Annotated in this window: 12 protein-coding genes; 9 read left to right on the plus strand and 3 right to left on the minus strand. The window is 67.5% G+C overall.

Features of this window, described 5'->3' with window-relative positions; genetic code table 11:
• From RSO68_RS07455 to RSO68_RS07465, 3 genes are all read right to left on the minus strand, one after another.
• A complete protein-coding gene (locus RSO68_RS07455; RefSeq protein WP_089846461.1) occupies positions 1–1,653 on the minus strand; it encodes an MFS transporter in 1,653 nt (550 codons plus the stop codon).
• A gap of 275 nt (positions 1,654–1,928) precedes the next feature.
• On the minus strand, positions 1,929–2,591 hold the full coding sequence (narL, locus tag RSO68_RS07460) for a two-component system response regulator NarL (RefSeq protein WP_315586081.1): 663 nt from the start codon (positions 2,589–2,591) through the stop codon (positions 1,929–1,931).
• Between the two features lie 16 nt (positions 2,592–2,607).
• Complete coding sequence (locus tag RSO68_RS07465) at positions 2,608–4,494, minus strand: histidine kinase (RefSeq protein WP_315586083.1); 1,887 nt, start codon at positions 4,492–4,494, stop codon at positions 2,608–2,610.
• A gap of 150 nt (positions 4,495–4,644) precedes the next feature.
• Between RSO68_RS07465 and RSO68_RS07470 the strand changes: the two genes are divergently transcribed.
• The 9 genes from RSO68_RS07470 (at position 4,645) to RSO68_RS07510 (ending at position 16,691) form a co-directional block, all read left to right on the plus strand.
• On the plus strand, positions 4,645–5,979 hold the full coding sequence (locus RSO68_RS07470; protein WP_315586085.1) for an MFS transporter: 1,335 nt from the start codon (positions 4,645–4,647) through the stop codon (positions 5,977–5,979).
• A 204-nt stretch (positions 5,980–6,183) separates the two neighbouring features.
• Positions 6,184–9,966, plus strand: a complete 3,783-nt coding sequence (locus RSO68_RS07475; protein WP_315586087.1) for a nitrate reductase subunit alpha — start codon at positions 6,184–6,186, stop codon at positions 9,964–9,966.
• Positions 9,963–11,537, plus strand: a complete 1,575-nt coding sequence (gene narH / locus RSO68_RS07480) for a nitrate reductase subunit beta (RefSeq protein ID WP_315586089.1) — start codon at positions 9,963–9,965, stop codon at positions 11,535–11,537. The genes RSO68_RS07475 and narH overlap by 4 nt, the downstream gene beginning before the upstream one ends.
• Positions 11,530–12,315: a nitrate reductase molybdenum cofactor assembly chaperone gene (gene narJ, locus RSO68_RS07485; RefSeq protein ID WP_089846473.1), complete on the plus strand. Its 786-nt coding sequence runs from the start codon at positions 11,530–11,532 to the stop codon at positions 12,313–12,315. Before narH ends, narJ begins: the two co-directional genes overlap by 8 nt.
• A 12-nt stretch (positions 12,316–12,327) precedes the next feature.
• Positions 12,328–13,011 (plus strand): respiratory nitrate reductase subunit gamma, encoded by a 684-nt coding sequence (narI, locus tag RSO68_RS07490; RefSeq protein WP_089846474.1) that lies wholly within the window; start codon positions 12,328–12,330, stop codon positions 13,009–13,011.
• Between the two features lie 193 nt (positions 13,012–13,204).
• Positions 13,205–14,026, plus strand: coding sequence for a peptidylprolyl isomerase (locus RSO68_RS07495; protein ID WP_315586095.1), 822 nt, complete (start codon positions 13,205–13,207; stop codon positions 14,024–14,026).
• A 115-nt stretch (positions 14,027–14,141) separates the two neighbouring features.
• Entirely contained in the window at positions 14,142–14,735 is a 594-nt protein-coding gene (gene moaB, locus RSO68_RS07500; RefSeq protein WP_315586097.1) for a molybdenum cofactor biosynthesis protein B, read from the plus strand.
• On the plus strand, positions 14,732–15,988 hold the full coding sequence (locus RSO68_RS07505; protein ID WP_315586099.1) for a molybdopterin molybdotransferase MoeA: 1,257 nt from the start codon (positions 14,732–14,734) through the stop codon (positions 15,986–15,988). The genes moaB and RSO68_RS07505 overlap by 4 nt, the downstream gene beginning before the upstream one ends.
• The gene (locus tag RSO68_RS07510; RefSeq protein WP_089846479.1) at positions 15,954–16,691 is read left to right on the plus strand and encodes a Crp/Fnr family transcriptional regulator; all 738 of its coding nucleotides are present in this window, start codon (positions 15,954–15,956) and stop codon (positions 16,689–16,691) included. The genes RSO68_RS07505 and RSO68_RS07510 overlap by 35 nt, the downstream gene beginning before the upstream one ends.
• Positions 16,692–16,718: the final 27 nt, after the last annotated feature.

A 16,718-nucleotide genomic window follows, 5' to 3' on the forward strand; every position in this document is an offset into this window, starting at 1 on the left:
TCAGGGGTTCTTCACGTAGGCGCCCGGGCGCAGGTAGAACCACCAGTTGACGACCAGGCAGAGGGCGTAGAAGACCGCGAAGCCGTACATCGCCATCTCCGGGGTGCCGGCCTTGATCTGCTCGCCCATCACCCGCGGGGCGATGAAGGCGCCGTAGGCGGCCACGGCAGAAGTCCAGCCGAGCACCGGGCCTTTCTGCTGCAGGTCGAAGATGAAGCCGATGCTGCGGAAGGTGGAGCCGTTGCCGATGCCGCTGGCGGCGAACAGCACGATGAACAGTCCAAGGAACATCCAGAAGTACTGGTTGGGGTCGGTGGCGTTGTAGGCCAGCATCATCACGTAGCCCACCGCCGCGGAGGCCAGGACCATTACTACGGAGATGGCCTGGGTGACGATGGCGCCGCCTACCTTGTCGGAGATCCAGCCGCCCACCGGACGGATCAGGGCGCCGACGAAGGGCCCCATCCAGGCCCAGGTCAGGGCGCTGGGGGCGTCGGGATTGGCCACGCGGGTGATGGTGCCGTCGGCGGCTACCTCCATCATGTTGCCGAAGATGACGCTGATGGAGAGCGGCAGCGCTGCGGAGAAGCCGATGAAGGAGCCGAAGGTGGCGATGTAGAGCACCGTCATCGCCCAGGTGTGCTTGTTGGAGAAGATCGCGAACTGCTTCTGGATGTTCGGCTTGATGTCACCGGGAATCAGGCGCAGCAGGCCCAGGGTCAGGGCGATTGTCAGCGGCAGGGCGAGCCACATGTTGAGCCAGCCCAGGGCGACCACGCCGATCACCGAGGTAATCAGGCCCACGCCGTAGAGGCCCAGGATCTTGCCGAAGGCCTGCACGGGAGAGCCGGGGTTGGGGGTGATGGCGCGGATGTTGTTCATGCCGAACCAGCCGGCGAAGGCCAGCGGGATCAGAAAGACCAGCCAGATGAAGCCGGCGTTCTGGATCCAGGTGTCGGTGCCCGCCTCGATGCGCCCGATCAGGGTGCCGCTGGCCTTCTGGAGTTCCATGGCATCACCACCCAGCGCGCCGAAGAGGCCGACGGTCATCACCAGCGGGATCAGGATCTGCATGGTGGTAACGCCGAAGTTGCCGAGGCCGGCGTTCATGCCCAGGGCATAGCCCTGCTGCTTCTTGGGGAAGAAGCTCGAGATGTTGCTCATCGAGTTGGCGAAGTTGCCGCCGCCGATGCCCGAGAGCAGCGCCAGGGCCTGGAAGACCCAGAAGGGCGTGCCCGGGTTCATCAAGGCGATGCCGGTGCCGAGTGCCGGAATCATCAGCAGAGCGGTGGTCAGGAAGATGGTGTTGCGCCCGCCGGCGATGCGGATCATGAACGACGCCGGGATGCGCAGGGTGGCGCCGGCGAGACCGGCAATGGCGGTCAGGGTGAACAGCTGATCCACCGTGAACGGGAAGCCGAGGTTGCGCATCTGGGTGGTGATCATGCCCCACATCAGCCAGACGGCGAAGCCCATCAGCAGGCTCGGGATGGAGATCCAGAGGTTGCGGCTGGCAATCTTCTTGCCCTGCGTCTTCCAGAACTCCTCGTTCTCGACGTCCCAGTGTTCGATGTCGGCGTTGCGCCGCCCGCTGGGCGGAAGCGGCTGTCGCTGGCCCTCCCAGCGGGTGGAGTCGGCACTCTCTCTGGTCATGGTGGTTCCCCCTCGCGGTCTCTCGGTGGCGCCCCTCGCGCGATGGCGGTTGACCGACATCAAGCCAGGGGCTTTGCCACGCAAGATACGCCCGGGGAACCGGCGGCGAAACGGCCTAAAAAGGCCGCCAAAACAGCGAGATACCCCTTGAGGGGTAGAGGGGTTGGCGAGGGCTTGCCTGCTATATCAGGGGCTTAGGCTCACCCCCGGGGCGGTGGCGGACCGGGGACGGGCGGCGTGAATCTTTGGAGGTATCCACACAGAGCCCCGCCTGGCTACTTGTCCACACCCTCCTGCACGGCCCACACCGCGGCCTCCACCCGGGAGCGCAGGTTGAGCTTCTTGAGCAGGTGCTTGACGTGGACCTTCACCGTGCCCTCGGTGATGTCGAGCTGGCGGGCGATCAGCTTGTTGGAGAGGCCCGCGGCCAGCTCGCGCAGGATCTCCCGCTCGCGCTGGGTCAGGCTGTGGATATCCGGGGTGGCCGGCTGGCTGCGCTGACTGCGCAGCGCCTCGGCCAGCAGGGCGGTGAGGCTCTCGCTGATCACCATGCGGCCCAGCGCCGCCTGGCGCAGCTGGCGGATCATGTCGTCCGGGTCCATGTCCTTGAGCAGGTAACCATCGGCGCCGGCGCGCAGGGCGGCGACCACGTCCTCCTCGTGGTCGGAGACGGTGAACATCACGATGCGTCCGGCGAAGCCCTCCTGGCGCAGCCGCTTGAGGGTCTCGATGCCGTCCATCCCCGGCATGTTGAGGTCCAGCAGCACCAGGTCCGGGTCCAGCTCGCCGGCCAGCCGGACGCCTTCTTCCGGCTCACCGGTCTCGCCGGCGAGCGACAGGTCGTCCTCCAGCTCGAGCAGCTGGGTCACCCCGCGGCGCAGCAGCGGGTGATCGTCGATGATCAGGAGGGTGGCGGGGTCGTGGGCGTTTCGGGTCATCCGGCAGGGTCCCTGTTCACTGGTTGAAGGCTTTCGGCGGCTCGGCGGGCTGCTGGGCGATCAGACGGGCCGTCTGCGGGGTGAAGGCGATGGCCACGAGGGTACCGCCGGCGTCGCGGTTGCGCACCCGGAAGTCGCCGCCCAGGGTGTCGGCCCGGTCGCGCATGATCACCAGGCCATAGTGCATGGGCGGTGAGTCCTGCGTCTCGAGGCCGATGCCATCGTCCTCGATCATCACCTCGAGGCGGGCTTCGGCGAAGCGCACCGTGACCGCCGCCCAGTGAGCCCGGGCATGCTTGTGCACGTTGGCCAGCGCCTCGCGCACCACCTGCAGCACGTGGATCTCCTCGTTGGGGTTGAGCAGATGCGGCGGCACGTCGACGTAGAGCTCCACCGTGAAGCCCAGGCGCTCGCTGAACTCCAGGGTGGTCTGGCGCAGGGCGCTCGAGAGCCCCGGGCCGTCGAGGCGCAGCCGGAAGGTGGTGAGCAGTTCGCGCAGCTGGCGATAGGCGCTGTCGAGCCCGGTGCGCAGCTCGTCGAACACCGGCCCCTGGGTCTCCCGCGGCATCTCCTTGGCCTGCATGCGCTCCAGGCGCGCCACCTGCATCTTCAGGTAGGAGAGCGACTGGGCCAGGGAGTCGTGGAGTTCGCGGGCGATGATGGTGCGCTCGTTCATCAGCGTCACCTGCTGCTCCTCCTCGATGCGCCGCTGCAGGTAGACCGCCGTGGCCAGCTGGTCGGAGAGGGTGAAGAGCAGCCGGCGGGTGCTGGCGCTGAGCGGCTGTGCGGTGGGGTACCAGACCTCCAGGGTGCCGAGCAGGGTCTCGCCGATGCTCACCGGCAGCATCAGGCACTCCGATCCTTCTTCCTCGGAGAGCTCCAGGGGCTGGGGGTCGATCAGACAGGCGTGGCAGTCGTGGTTGCGGCAGTAGGTCGGTCGGCTGGGCGAGTGGGTGGCCAGTATCGACACCTCGCGCTGGTCGAAGGGGTCGTGCAGCGCGAGGCCGATGGGGCCGATGCCGAGCAGGTCCTCGAGGCGGCGCAGCATGGGGGCGGCGCTGGCGCAGAGGTCGTTGCCCCCGCCGTAGAGCTCACGGCTGCCGTCGTGGAGGATCTGCATGGCCTCGTTGCTGCGCGCCAGCTCCTGCTTCTTGCGCGACACCCGCGCCTCGAGCTCCGCGTAGCTCTCGCCGAGCTCCGCGGCCATGGTGTTCAGGGTGTTGCCGAGCAGCGCCAGCTCGTCGCTGCCCGAGAGCCGGGTACGGTGGCCGAAGTTGCGTCGTCCGGCCTCCCGGGCCAGTACCACCAGCTGGTGCAGCGGGCCCACCAGGTTGTGGCGGATGTCGTAGAGGGCGATCGCCACCACCACCGCGGTCAGCAACAGGAAGAGGATCTGCAGGGCGCTTAGCAGGCGGATCTTGGCCTCGCTGTTCTGCTCGAGCCGGGTGACCATCTGGTCGATGTCGCCCACCAGGACGTCGAGGGCCTGGCGCAGGGCCTCGACCTCAAGCCCGCCGCCGGCGATGGCGCGGATCACCTGGGGCGCCAGCGCTTCTTCCCAGCGCGTCTGCAGCAGCCGGTACTGCTCGCGCAGGGGGTGGTCCTCGGCCTCGGGCAGCGCCGCGGTCAGCCGGGGGCTGACCAGCCGTTCGTGGAAGCGCTCGCTCAGCGCCTGGATCCGTTCGCGATGCCACGGCGCAGGCTCGCTTTGGTAGCGCTGCAGGGCCGCGACGATCTGGTAGGTGTTCATGCGCAGTGAGCCGGCCACATTGATGGCGGCGGCGTCGCCGCGGCTGCCGTTGGCCACCATCATGGTCACCACGATGCTGATCAGCGCCATGGCGCTGATCGCCAGCAGCGAGGCGCTGATGCGGGCCACCAGGGAGCGCTGCAGCAGCTTCATCGGGGTCTCCAGCCGGACGAACGAGAGGGCGTATGACACTATACCCTAATAGGTAGGCGCCGCTCCCTCAAAGGCGTACCCCGACTGCCTCTTTGACGTCCTCCCCCCGGCTCCCGAGACTTTCAGGTACTCCTTCTCGAGCGTCGGCCCATGTCCTGCGATCCCCCGTCATCCTCGCGCGCCACTCGCGCCTCGCCGCGCGACGCGGTCGAGGCACCGCCGGGCTACCGCGCGCTGGTGGTGGTGGCGCTCTCGCCGCTGGCCTTCGCCCTGGTCTTCGCCTGCTGGACGCTGTTTGCCGTGCTCGGCGTGGAGCTTCGCCGCGACCTGGCCCTGGGCGGCGTCGCCTTCGCCGTGCTGCTTTCCACGCCGATGCTCGCCGGCGCCCTGGCGAGCCTGCCCATGGCGAGGCTGGCCCGACGCCACGGAGGGCGCCGCGTCATGCTTGGCTGCCTGCTGCTGATCTGCCCCTTCCTGTGGTGGATCGGCCACGCCCAGCACTATGCGGAGTTCCTGCTGGCGGGCCTTGGCCTGGGGCTCGGGGCCGGCTCGCTGGCCGCCGGCCTGGTCTACGTGGCGGAGCTGGGGCCGGCCCGCCATGCCGGCCTGGCGCTCGGGCTCTACGCGGCCGGCATGGTCGGGGCGGGGCTCGGCTACCTGCTGCTGCCGCTGATCAGCCAGGCCTACGGCTGGCGCACGGCGCCGCTGCTCTACCTGCTGCCGGTGGGGCTGGTCGCCGGGTTGCTGTGGCTTTTCGCCGAAGACCGCGATCCTCTCCCGCCCGTGAACGACCCCATGGACGACGAGGAGGCGCCCCCGCCCCGTCCCTCGTGGCGGGCGCACACCGCGCGTCTCGCCCGGCGCCTCGCCGACTGGTCGCCGTGGCGCCTGGCCCTCCCCTACGCTTTCTTCTTCGGTGCCTTCCTGGCCCTGGCGCTGTGGCTGCCCGGCCATCTGGCGGCGCGCTTCGAGCTTTCGTTGCAGGGCGCGGCGCTGCGCGCGATCCCCTTCACCCTGGCCGTCGGGGCGGGCCAGGTGCTCGGTGGCTGGCTGGCCGACCATCGTGACTTTCGCAGTCTGCGCTGGTGGATCTGCGCCTTCGTGCTGATCTGCCTCTTCCTGCTCTCCTATCCGCCCTTCGAGCTGCGCATCGAGGGCACCCAGGGCCCGCTGAGCTGGCACTACGCGGCGCCGCTGTGGGGCTTTCTCGGCCTGCTGGTGCCCATGGGCGTGGCCATGGGAGTCGGGCAGGGCAGCCTGATGCGCCTGATTCACCGCGACCATGCCGGCGACATGGCCCTGGTGGGCGGGCTTTCGCTGACATTGGGCGGGCTCTTCGCCGCCCTGCTGCCGCCGGTCTTCGTGCTGGGCAGCGAGTGGCTGGGGCTCTCCACCGCCGGCTTCATGTTCCTCTACGCCGCCCTGGTCGTCTGCATGCTGGTGATGCTGGCCGACCATGCGCGACACCGCCCTCGGCCGGAGTGACACCACCGGCCTAACCCCTCCTTCGGTGCCGCCTATCCCCTTGGGGGTAGGGGCCATGTATATGGAGGTAACCGGGCAGTAATCGGCGTGGTGATCACCCAGAATCGGCTTCAACGACCCTGGCCGCGAGCGATGCAAGGCGGCGGTGCAGGACGGGTGACCCAGTGCGGTCACGCATCTTTTCGAGGAGCCTGGAGAGCGACCATGAGTCACTTCATCGATCGGCTGAACTTCTTCCGCAAGGCCCGCGAGCCCTTCGCCAACGAGCATGGCGAACTCCGTCAGGAGTCTCGCGAGTGGGAGGACGGCTACCGTCAGCGCTGGCAGCACGACAAGGTCGTGCGCTCCACCCACGGGGTGAACTGCACCGGGTCGTGCAGCTGGAAGATCTACGTCAAGAACGGCCTGGTCACCTGGGAGACCCAGCAGACCGACTATCCGCGTACCCGGCCCGACCTGCCCAACCACGAGCCACGGGGCTGCCCGCGCGGTGCCAGCTACTCCTGGTACATGTACAGCGCCAACCGTCTCAAGTACCCGCTGATCAGGAAACCGCTGCTCAAGCTGTGGCGCGAGGCCCTCGAGGCGAAGGGGGATCCGGTCGATGCCTGGGCCTCCATCGTCGAGGACCCTGACAAGTCCAAGCAGTACAAGCGTGCCCGCGGCATGGGGGGCTTCGTGCGCGGCAACTGGGACGAACTCAACGAGCTGGTCGCAGCTTCCAACGTCTACACCGCCAAGCAGTACGGCCCCGACCGCATCATCGGCTTCTCGCCGATTCCCGCCATGTCGATGGTCAGCTATGCCGCAGGCAGTCGCTACCTGTCGCTGATCGGCGGCGTCTGCATGAGCTTCTACGACTTCTATTGCGACCTGCCGCCGGCATCGCCGATGACCTGGGGCGAGCAGACCGACGTGCCCGAGTCCGCCGACTGGTACAACTCCGGCTATATCATCGCCTGGGGCTCCAACGTGCCGCAGACCCGCACCCCGGATGCTCACTTCTTTACCGAGGTGCGTTACAAGGGCACCAAGACCGTCTCGATCACTCCGGACTACGCCGAGGTCTCCAAGCTTACCGACGAGTGGCTCTCCGCCAAGCAGGGCACCGATGCCGCGCTGGCGATGGCTATGGGCCACGTCATCCTCAAGGAGTTCCACCTCGACAAGCCCAGCGCCTATTTCACCGACTACGTGCGCCGCTTCTCCGACATGCCGTTCCTGGTCGAGCTCGAGCCCCGCGAAGACGGCAGCTACGCGCCGGGGCGTCAGCTGCGTGCCAGCGATTTCGATGCCAGTCTGGGTCAGGAGAACAACCCGGAGTGGAAGACCGTCGCCTGGGACGAGACCCGCGACCAGCTGGTGGTACCGCGCGGCTCCATCGGCTTCCGCTGGGGCGAGACCGGTGACGAGGTCGGCAAGTGGAACCTCGAGCCCCTCGACGCCGAAGGCACCGAGATCAAGCCGCTGCTGAGCCTCGCCGAGCACCACGACAGCGTGGCCAGGGTCGCCTTCCCCTACTTCGGCGGCATCGAGCACGAGCACTTCGATCATGTGAAAGGCGAAGGCGCGGGGGCGGCGGATGACCTGCTGTTCCACAACCTGCCCGTCAAGAAAATGAAGAAGGCCGACGGCAGCGAGATGCTGGCGGTCACCGTGTTCGACCTGATGTGCGCCAACTACGGCATCGACCGCGGCTTCAGTGGCGATAGCGAAGATGACGGTGCCACGTCCTACGATCAGGTCCGCCCCTACACCCCGGCCTGGCAGGAGAAGATCACCGGTGTGCCGGCGGATCAGTGTGCGCGCATCGCCCGTGAGTTCGCCGACAACGCCGACAAGACCCAAGGGCGCAGCATGATCATCGTCGGTGCCGGCATGAACCACTGGTACCACATGGACATGAACTACCGCGGCCTGATCAACATGCTGGTCATGTGCGGCTGCATCGGTCAGAGCGGTGGTGGCTGGGCCCACTACGTGGGTCAGGAGAAGCTGCGCCCGCAGACCGGCTGGACCCCCTTGGCCTTTGGTCTCGACTGGCAGCGTCCGCCGCGCCACATGAACTCCACCTCCTTCTTCTACAACCACTCCTCCCAGTGGCGCTACGAGAAGCTCGAGATCAAGGAGATCCTCTCGCCGCTGGCCAAGGCCGAGGACTATCCGGGTAGCCTGATCGACTTCAACGTGCGCTCCGAGCGCATGGGCTGGCTGCCCTCCGCGCCGCAGCTTTCCACCAACCCGCTGCGACTGGCGAAGAAGGCCGAGCAAGCCGGGATGTCGACCAAGGATTACGCCGTCCAGCAGCTCAAGAGTGGCGAGCTCTCCTTCGCCGCCGAGGACCCGGACGCCCCCCAGAACTTCCCGCGTAACCTGTTCATCTGGCGCTCCAACCTGCTGGGCAGCTCCGGCAAGGGCCATGAGTACATGCTCAAGTACCTGCTCGGCACCCGCCACGGTATCCAGGGCAAGGACCTGGGTGAGGAAGGCGGCACCATACCCGAAGAGGTCAAGTGGCATGACGAGGCGCCCGAGGGCAAGCTCGACCTGCTGGTGACCCTGGACTTCCGCATGTCCACCACCTGCCTCTACTCGGACATCGTGTTTCCCACGGCGACCTGGTACGAGAAGAACGATCTCAACACGTCCGACATGCACCCCTTCATCCACCCGCTGACCGCGGCGACCGACCCGGCGTGGGAGTCACGCAGCGACTGGGACATCTACAAGGGCATTGCCAAGGCCTTCTCGAAGGCCTGCGTGGGGCACCTGGGCGAGGAGACCGACCTGGTCACCCTGCCGCACCAGCACGACTCCCCGGCGGAGCTTTCCCAGGTCGAGGTCAAGGACTGGAAGAAGGGCGAGTGCGAGCCGATCCCGGGCAAGACCATGCCGGCACTGATCGAGGTCAAGCGTAACTACCCCGAGACCTATGAGCGTTTCACCTCCGTGGGCCCGCTGCTCCAGAGCATCGGCAACGGTGGCAAGGGCATCAACTGGAACACCGAGTCCGAGGTCGAGCTGCTCGGCAAGCTCAACCACCGCAAGCTGGACGGGCCGCACAAGGGGCGTCCGCAGATCGAGAGTGCCGTGGACGCCGCCGAGATGATCCTGACCCTGGCGCCGGAGACCAACGGCCAGGTGGCGGTGAAGGCCTGGGACGCGCTTTCCAAGATCACTGGGCGGGATCACACCCACCTGGCGCATCCCAAGGAAGAGGAGAAGATCCGTTTCCGCGACATCGTTGCCCAGCCGCGCAAGATCATCTCCAGCCCGACCTGGTCCGGCCTCGAGGACGAGCACGTCTCCTACAACGCCGGCTATACCAACGTCCACGAGCTGATTCCCTGGCGCACCGTCAGCGGCCGCCAGCAGTTCTACCAGGATCACCCCTGGATGCGCGCCTTCGGCGAGAGCCTGCTGGCCTATCGGCCCCCCATCAATACCAAGGCGGCGCAGGGCTTCACGCTTCCGGCCGACAATGGCTACAAGACCAAGGCGCTGAACTTCATCACGCCGCACCAGAAGTGGGGGATCCACTCCACCTACAGTGAAAACCTGCTGATGCTGACATTGTCACGCGGCGGCCCGATTGCCTGGCTGTCGGAAGACGATGCGCAGTCGATCGGCATTGAAGACAACGACTGGATCGAGCTCTACAACGCCAACGGTGCGATCACCGCCCGTGCCGTGGTCAGCCAGCGGGTCAAGAACGGCATGGTGATGATGTACCACGCCCAGGAGCGGATCACCAATATCCCCGGCTCCGAGGTCAGCGGCACGCGTGGCGGGTTCCATAACTCGGTCACCCGCATCTGCCCCAAGCCGACTCACATGATCGGCGGCTACGCGCAGCTCTCCTACAGCTTCAACTACTACGGCACCGTCGGCTCCAACCGCGACGAGTTCGTCCTGATTCGCAAGATGAAGAACATCGACTGGCTGGATGGCGAAGGCAATGACACCGTGCAGGAGGCCGTCAAATGAAGATTCGTTCGCAAGTAGGCATGGTCCTCAACCTCGACAAGTGCATCGGCTGTCACACCTGCTCGGTGACCTGCAAGAACGTCTGGACCAGTCGTGAAGGCATCGAGTACGCCTGGTTCAACAACGTCGAGACCAAGCCCGGTATCGGTTATCCCAAGGAATGGGAGAACCAGCAGAAGTGGAAGGGCGGCTGGTTGCGCCGTAAGGATGGCAAGATCGAGCCGCGCATCGGCGGCAAGTGGCGAGTGCTGGCGAACATCTTCGCCAACCCCGATCTGCCGGAGATCGACGACTACTACGAGCCGTTCACCTTCGACTACCAGCACCTGCACACCGCCAAGCAGGGCGAGCATCAGCCCACCGCGCGGCCGCGTTCGCTGATCTCCGGCGAGCGCATGAACAAGGTCGAGTGGGGCCCGAACTGGGAGGAGATTCTCGGCACCGAGTTCGCCAAGCGGCGCAAGGACTCGAACTTCGAGAAGATCCAGGCCGATATTTACGGCCAGTTCGAGAACACCTTCATGATGTACCTGCCGCGGCTGTGCGAGCACTGCCTCAACCCGACCTGCGTGGCGTCGTGCCCGAGTGGCGCGATCTACAAGCGCGAGGAGGATGGCATCGTCCTGATCGATCAGGACAAGTGCCGCGGCTGGCGGATGTGCATCTCCGGCTGTCCCTACAAGAAGATCTACTACAACTGGAAGACCGGTAAGTCGGAGAAGTGCATCTTCTGCTATCCGCGCATCGAGGCCGGACAGCCTACGGTCTGCTCCGAGACCTGCGTGGGGCGCATCCGCTACCTCGGCGTGCTGCTCTATGACGCCGATCGCATCGAGGAGGTGGCGAGCTCGCCGGACGAGCGTGACCTCTATCACCGCCAGTGTGAGATCTTCCTGGATCCTAACGACCCCGAGGTGATCGCCCAGGCCAAAGCGGACGGCATCACCGACAACGTGATCGCCGCCGCCCAGGCCTCGCCGGTCTACAAGCTGGCCATGGACTGGGGACTGGCACTGCCGCTGCACCCGGAATATCGCACCCTGCCGATGGTCTGGTACGTGCCGCCGCTGTCGCCGATCCAGTCGGCCGCCGAGGCCGGCAACGTCGAGTTCGACGGCGTGATGCCCAAGATCGAGTCGCTGCGCATTCCGGTCAAGTACCTGGCCAACATGCTGACCGCCGGCGAGGAAGAGCCCGTGGTACTGGCCCTCAAGCGTCTGATGGCCATGCGCCTCTACATGCGAGGCAAGCACGTCGAGGGCAAGGCCGAGACCGAGGTGCTGAAGAGCGTGGGCCTCAGCGAGGCCCAGGTGGAGGACATGTACCGGTATCTGGCCATCGCCAACTATGAGGATCGCTTCGTGATCCCGACGAGCCATCGCGAAATGGCCACCGAGGCCTTCCCGGAGCGTGGCGGCTGTGGTTTCAGCTTCGGTGACGGCTGTCACGGCGAGAGCAAGCCGAGTCTGTTCAATGGTCGTTCACAGACCACCACCCTTGTACAGCCGGTGGAGACCTTCGACCCCCAGGCACAGGGCAAGCGACAGAGCGAGGAGGTGCGTCATGGCTGAGGCAGCCATCCAATATCCCGTGGCGGAGCCTGACATGCTGAGCCTGCGTGTGCTGGCTCGACTGCTCGACTATCCCTCCGCGGAGCTCCAGGCCGCCGCGCCGGAGCTGATCGAGATCATCAACGACGAGCGCCGGCTTCCGGCGGCGCTTCGCGCTCGCCTGATGGACTGGTGTCAGCGCCTGCTGGAGGCTGACCTGCTGGAACTGCAGTCCGAGTACGTGGCGCTGTTCGACAAGGGGCGGGCGACGTCGCTGCTGCTCTTCGAGCACGTTCACGGCGAGTCCCGTGATCGCGGCCAGGCGATGGTCGACCTGATGGCCGAGTACCGCGCCGCGGGCTTCGAGCTCGATGCGCGTGAGCTGCCCGACTACCTGCCGATGTTCCTGGAGTACCTCTCGACCCGCCCGGAAGCCGATATCGGTCGCTGGCTGGGCGAGATCCGCCACATTCTGGCGTTGCTCAGTGCGCGTCTCGAGGAGCGTGAGGCCGACCATGCCCTGGTGCCGCTGGCGCTGCTGGCGCTGATCGGCGCCGAGGAAGACGTCGCTGCCCACCGCGACAGCGTCAAGGAGGAGGCGCCCGACGACACCCCCGAGGCGCTGGACGAGGTCTGGGAAGAGGAAGCGGTGCGCTTCAGCGCCGCCTCCGATGAGGACTGCGCGCTGCAGTCCGCCGAAGGTCGCCGACTCGCCGAGCGCAAGAAGGCCGTGCCCAGCGACCCCGTCAAAATCATGCCCGGCAGCGGCCCGGCCGACCGCGGCCCGACCGATCGCTAAAGGAGAACCGTCATGTTTGGCGAATACCTGCAACACCTCATCTATGGCTACTACCCCTACCTGGCCGGCACGGTGTTCCTGGTCGGCAGCCTGTTGCGCTACGACCACGGCCAGTACACCTGGAAGACCGGCTCCAGCCAGATGCTCACCTCGAAGAACATGCGTCTGGCCAGCAATCTCTTCCATGTCGGCATCATCGTGATCTTTTTCGGCCATCTGGTGGGCATGCTGACCCCGCACTGGGTCTACGCACCCTTCCTGCACGCCGGCACCAAGCAGCTGATCGCCATCATCGTCGGCGGGGCGGCAGGCATTGCCTGCCTCGTGGGCGGGGCCATGCTGCTGCATCGCCGGATCACCAATCCGCGGGTTCGCGCCTCTTCCAGCCCGATGGACACCGTGATTCTCGGCTTGATCGTGTTCCAGGCCTTCCTGGGTCTGGTTACCGTCATCTTCTCGCTGGGTCACCTGGACGGCGCGATGATGCTGACCCTCTCCAGCTGGGCACAGTCGATCATCTTCTTCAGCGGCGGGGCGGCCGACTACATGGCCGAAGTCTCCTGGATCTACAAGGTCCATATCTTCCTGGGCATGACCATCATCCTGCTGTTCCCGTTCTCACGCCTGGTGCATGTGTGGAGCGTGCCCTTCGGCTACGTGACTCGCCGCTACCAGCTGGTGCGCAAGCGGGGCTGAATGCCAATTCAGCACCCATCCCCACAGGCGGTGAGATGAGCGCCGGGGACAAGGCGAAGCGAGGGTCTTTTGCCATGGATGGCAAAAGTAGCGCCCAGGGAAGGGTTCACAGCGCCCTCGCGAAGGCCTGTCGACGGCAACGCTCATCGCATGCCGGACTGAGTGAGTAAGACGCCCTACAGGGGGAAACGACATGCAGAAGATTGATATCGAGATGATTCCCGGGGGCGCCAGCCCCCCGCCCATTCGGGTCGGCGAGGCCACCATCGCCGAGGCCGCCATCGCCGAGGAGATGCAGTACCACCCGGCCGACAGCGCCGGCACCGCCCAGCTCCAGGCGGCCCGCGCCCTGGTGGTGCGCGAGCTGCTGCGCCAGCGGGCGAATGCCCTGGGCCTGGCCGAGGCCACCTCCGAGGCGATCGATGAGGCCGACGACGCCATCGCCGCGCTGCTGGAACAGGAGCTGGATGTGCCCGAGCCCGACGAGGCCGACTGCCGGCGCTTCCACGCCGCCCACGCCGAGCGCTTCAGCGAGCCGACGCGCCTCAAGGTGCGCCACGTGCTGCTGGCCGCGGCCCCGGACGACGCCCCGGCGCGCGACGCCGGCTATCGCCAGGGCGAGACGCTGATCCGCGAGCTCGAGGCGGCGCCCGAGCGCTTCACCGAGCTCGCCCAGCGCCACTCCGCCTGCCCCTCGAAGGAGGCAGGCGGCGAGCTTGGCTGGCTCGCGCCCGGCCAGACCGTCGCCGAGCTCGACCGGGCACTGCAGCACCTGCCCGTGGGGCTCCACGAGCGGCCGCTGGCCTCGCGCTACGGCTGGCACCTGGTCAGCATCGACGAGCGTCAGGAGGGTCGCGAGCTGCCCTTCGAACAGGTGGCCGAGCGGGTCCGCCACAGCCTGCGCGAGCAGGCCACGCGCCGCGCCCTGCGCCACTACCTGCTGGCGCTCGAGGCCGAGATCGGCGTCGAGGGTCTCTCCCTCGATGACGACGGCGGCAACGCCCTGATGCAGTGACGCCGGCCGCGCGAGAGCCCGTCAGCCGAGGCGTGGCGGGATCTCGCGCTTTCTTGATACGCGTCATTCCCCTCGTTTCGGCGCCGCCGCACCATGCATGGCAAGGAGGATCCCCATGTCCCATGTTTCTGCCAATACGCCCTTCGTGCCCCTGGGCATCGCCGTGCTCACCGTCTCCGATACCCGCGGCCTCGCGGAAGACGGCAGCGGCGACCTGCTCGCCGAGCGCCTGACCGCCGCCGGCCATCGCCTGGCGGAGCGCCAGATCGTGCCCGACGACGTCTACCGCCTGCGCGCCGTGGTCTCGGCCTGGGTGGTGCGCGACGACATCCAGGCCATCCTGGTCAACGGCGGCACCGGCTTCACGCCGCGCGACACCACCCCCGAAGCCCTGGTGCCGCTGTTTGACAAGGCCATCGACGGCTACGGCGAACTGTTTCGCCAGCGTTCGCTGGCCACCATCGGTACCTCGACCATCCAGTCCCGCGCCGTGGCCGGGCTGATTGACCTCACCCTGGTGTTCGCCATGCCCGGCTCGCCGAAGGCCTGCGCCACCGCCTGGGACGACATCCTGATCGAGCAGCTCGATGCCCGTACCCGGCCCTGCAACTTCGTCGCCATGGTCCGCCCCCAGGTCGCGCCCTGCGCCTCTCGCCAGGCGACCTCTGACCAGTACGCGGCGAACGCGGCGTCGGGAGCAACGGCATGAACTGCGGCTGCGCGGACGTCGTCACCCCCGGCCTGCTCGACCTGTTCGAGGCCCGGGCGCGGATGATCAAGGCCGCCCGACCGATCGCCGGCCTCGAGCGAGTGGCGCTGGAGGCGGCTGCGGGCCGGGTGCTGGCCGAGCCGGCGCGCTCGACTCTCGACATGCCTGGCGTCGACAACAGCGCCATGGACGGCTATGCCCTGCGCCTCGACGAGCTGGCCGACTCGCCCTCGGGCCTGCCGGTGCGGCTGCGCGTCCCGGCCGGCGCCGGCGTGACGCGTCTGCCCGAGGGGGGCTGCGCCCGCATCTTCACCGGTGCCCCGGTGCCGCTGGGGGCCGATGCCGTGGTGCCCCAGGAGCGGGTCAGCCTGGACGCCGCGGGTCGAGTGCACGTCGCGGGCGAGCTAGCCGTGGGCGCCAACATCCGCCGCCGCGGCGAGGAGAGCCGCGCCGGCGCCACGCTGCTGGAGGCGGGCAAGCGGCTCAACGCCGCCGCCATCGCCCTCCTGGCGGGCCAGGGCATCGCCAGCGTCACGGTACAGCGGCGCCTGCGGGTGGCGCTGGTCACCACCGGCGACGAGCTGATCGCCCCCGGCCAGGCCTGGCGACCGGGCGCCGTCTACGATAGCAGCGGCCCGATGCTGCGCGCCCTGCTGGCCGACCAGGGCTGCGAGGTGCTCGACCTGGGCCCGGTGCTCGATACCCCCGAGGCGCTGGCCGCCGTACTTGCCGAGGCCCGCGACAACGCCGACCTGGTGCTCTGCACCGGCGGCGTCTCGGTGGGCGAGGAGGATCACGTGCGCCCCGTGCTGGAGCGGCTCGGCGGGCTCGACTTCCACGGCGTGGCCATGAAGCCCGGCAAGCCCCTGGCGCTGGGCTGGCTCGGCGCCTCTATGGATAGCGGGACGCCACTGATCGGCCTGCCCGGCAATCCGGTGGCCTCGCTGGTCGGCTGGCAGCTGCTGGCGTTACCCTTCGTGCAGGGTCGCCAGGGGCGCGCGCCCGCGCCGCTCGAGCGCTTCCCGGTCGCCGCCGGCTTCACGCGCCGCGCGCCTCGCGGCCGCCGCGAGCTTCTGCGGGTGGTTCTGGACTGGAGCGCCGGCGCCCCCGTGGCGCGGCTGGCCGGTGGCCAGGGTTCGCACATGCTCGGCGCCGCCAGCCAGTCCCACGGCTACCTGATCATCGATGCCGATACTCCCGTGGAGGAGGGCCATGCCTATGGATACTGTCCCGGAGCCCAGTTCCTCGTCTGACCTGCTGCTGCGGCCGCGCCACCTCCGCGAGCTGGTGCGCGGCGTGCCGTGGCTCGGCGGCCTCGACGACGAGGCCCTCGAGGTCCTGATGAAGGATGCCGGGGTGCGCACCCTGGGAAGCCGTGAGTGGCTGTTTCGCCAGGACGCCCCGGCCAGGCGAGTCTACATCGTGATCAATGGGCTGGTGCGCCTGGTGCGCAGCGCCCGTGATGGCCGGCTGGCGACCATCCGCTGCGTCGAGCGCGGCGGCACCCTGGGCGAGCTGAGCATGGTCTCGGGGCCGGGGATCTATCTCTACTGCGCCGAGGCGTTGCGGCGTACCCAGGTGCTGTCGATCCCCGCCGCGCGCTGCCGCGAGATCCTGGATCGCCATCCCGAGTGCCGGGCAGAGTTCATGAGTCGACTGGCCCTGGAGCTTACCGATCGTCTCGAGGACATGGCCCTGCTCACACAGGCCGACGCCATGTCGCGGCTGGTCAGCTATATCCTCCGTCAGCTGCCCGTTGGGCACCACAGGGGGCAGCAGGTGGTGCGTCTGACCATTCCCAAGCGCTGGCTGGCCGCGCAGCTCGCGATGACCCCGGAGACCCTCTCGCGCCTGCTGGCCAGGCTGCGCGAGGAGGGCGTGATTACCATCGATCGCCAGCGCCTGGTGGTGCTCGACGAGCACGCGCTGCGCGACTTCATGCTGGACGACGACTGACCCTTACCCCGACATCCAGGGAGGCTG

The organism is Halomonas saccharevitans, from assembly GCF_032333995.1.
Classification (GTDB): domain Bacteria; phylum Pseudomonadota; class Gammaproteobacteria; order Pseudomonadales; family Halomonadaceae; genus Halomonas; species Halomonas saccharevitans.

Bases quoted from the DNA above. Each gene is read 5' to 3' on its own strand.
- RSO68_RS07455 (WP_089846461.1), bottom strand. From the start codon at position 1,653: ATGACCAGAGAGAGTGCCGACTCCACCCGCTGGGAGGGCCAGCGACAG.
- narL (WP_315586081.1), bottom strand. From the start codon at position 2,591: ATGACCCGAAACGCCCACGACCCCGCCACCCTCCTGATCATCGACGAT.
- RSO68_RS07465 (WP_315586083.1), bottom strand. From the start codon at position 4,494: ATGAAGCTGCTGCAGCGCTCCCTGGTGGCCCGCATCAGCGCCTCGCTG.
- RSO68_RS07470 (WP_315586085.1), top strand. From the start codon at position 4,645: ATGTCCTGCGATCCCCCGTCATCCTCGCGCGCCACTCGCGCCTCGCCG.
- RSO68_RS07475 (WP_315586087.1), top strand. From the start codon at position 6,184: ATGAGTCACTTCATCGATCGGCTGAACTTCTTCCGCAAGGCCCGCGAG.
- narH (WP_315586089.1), top strand. From the start codon at position 9,963: ATGAAGATTCGTTCGCAAGTAGGCATGGTCCTCAACCTCGACAAGTGC.
- narJ (WP_089846473.1), top strand. From the start codon at position 11,530: ATGGCTGAGGCAGCCATCCAATATCCCGTGGCGGAGCCTGACATGCTG.
- narI (WP_089846474.1), top strand. From the start codon at position 12,328: ATGTTTGGCGAATACCTGCAACACCTCATCTATGGCTACTACCCCTAC.
- RSO68_RS07495 (WP_315586095.1), top strand. From the start codon at position 13,205: ATGCAGAAGATTGATATCGAGATGATTCCCGGGGGCGCCAGCCCCCCG.
- moaB (WP_315586097.1), top strand. From the start codon at position 14,142: ATGTCCCATGTTTCTGCCAATACGCCCTTCGTGCCCCTGGGCATCGCC.
- RSO68_RS07505 (WP_315586099.1), top strand. From the start codon at position 14,732: ATGAACTGCGGCTGCGCGGACGTCGTCACCCCCGGCCTGCTCGACCTG.
- RSO68_RS07510 (WP_089846479.1), top strand. From the start codon at position 15,954: ATGGATACTGTCCCGGAGCCCAGTTCCTCGTCTGACCTGCTGCTGCGG.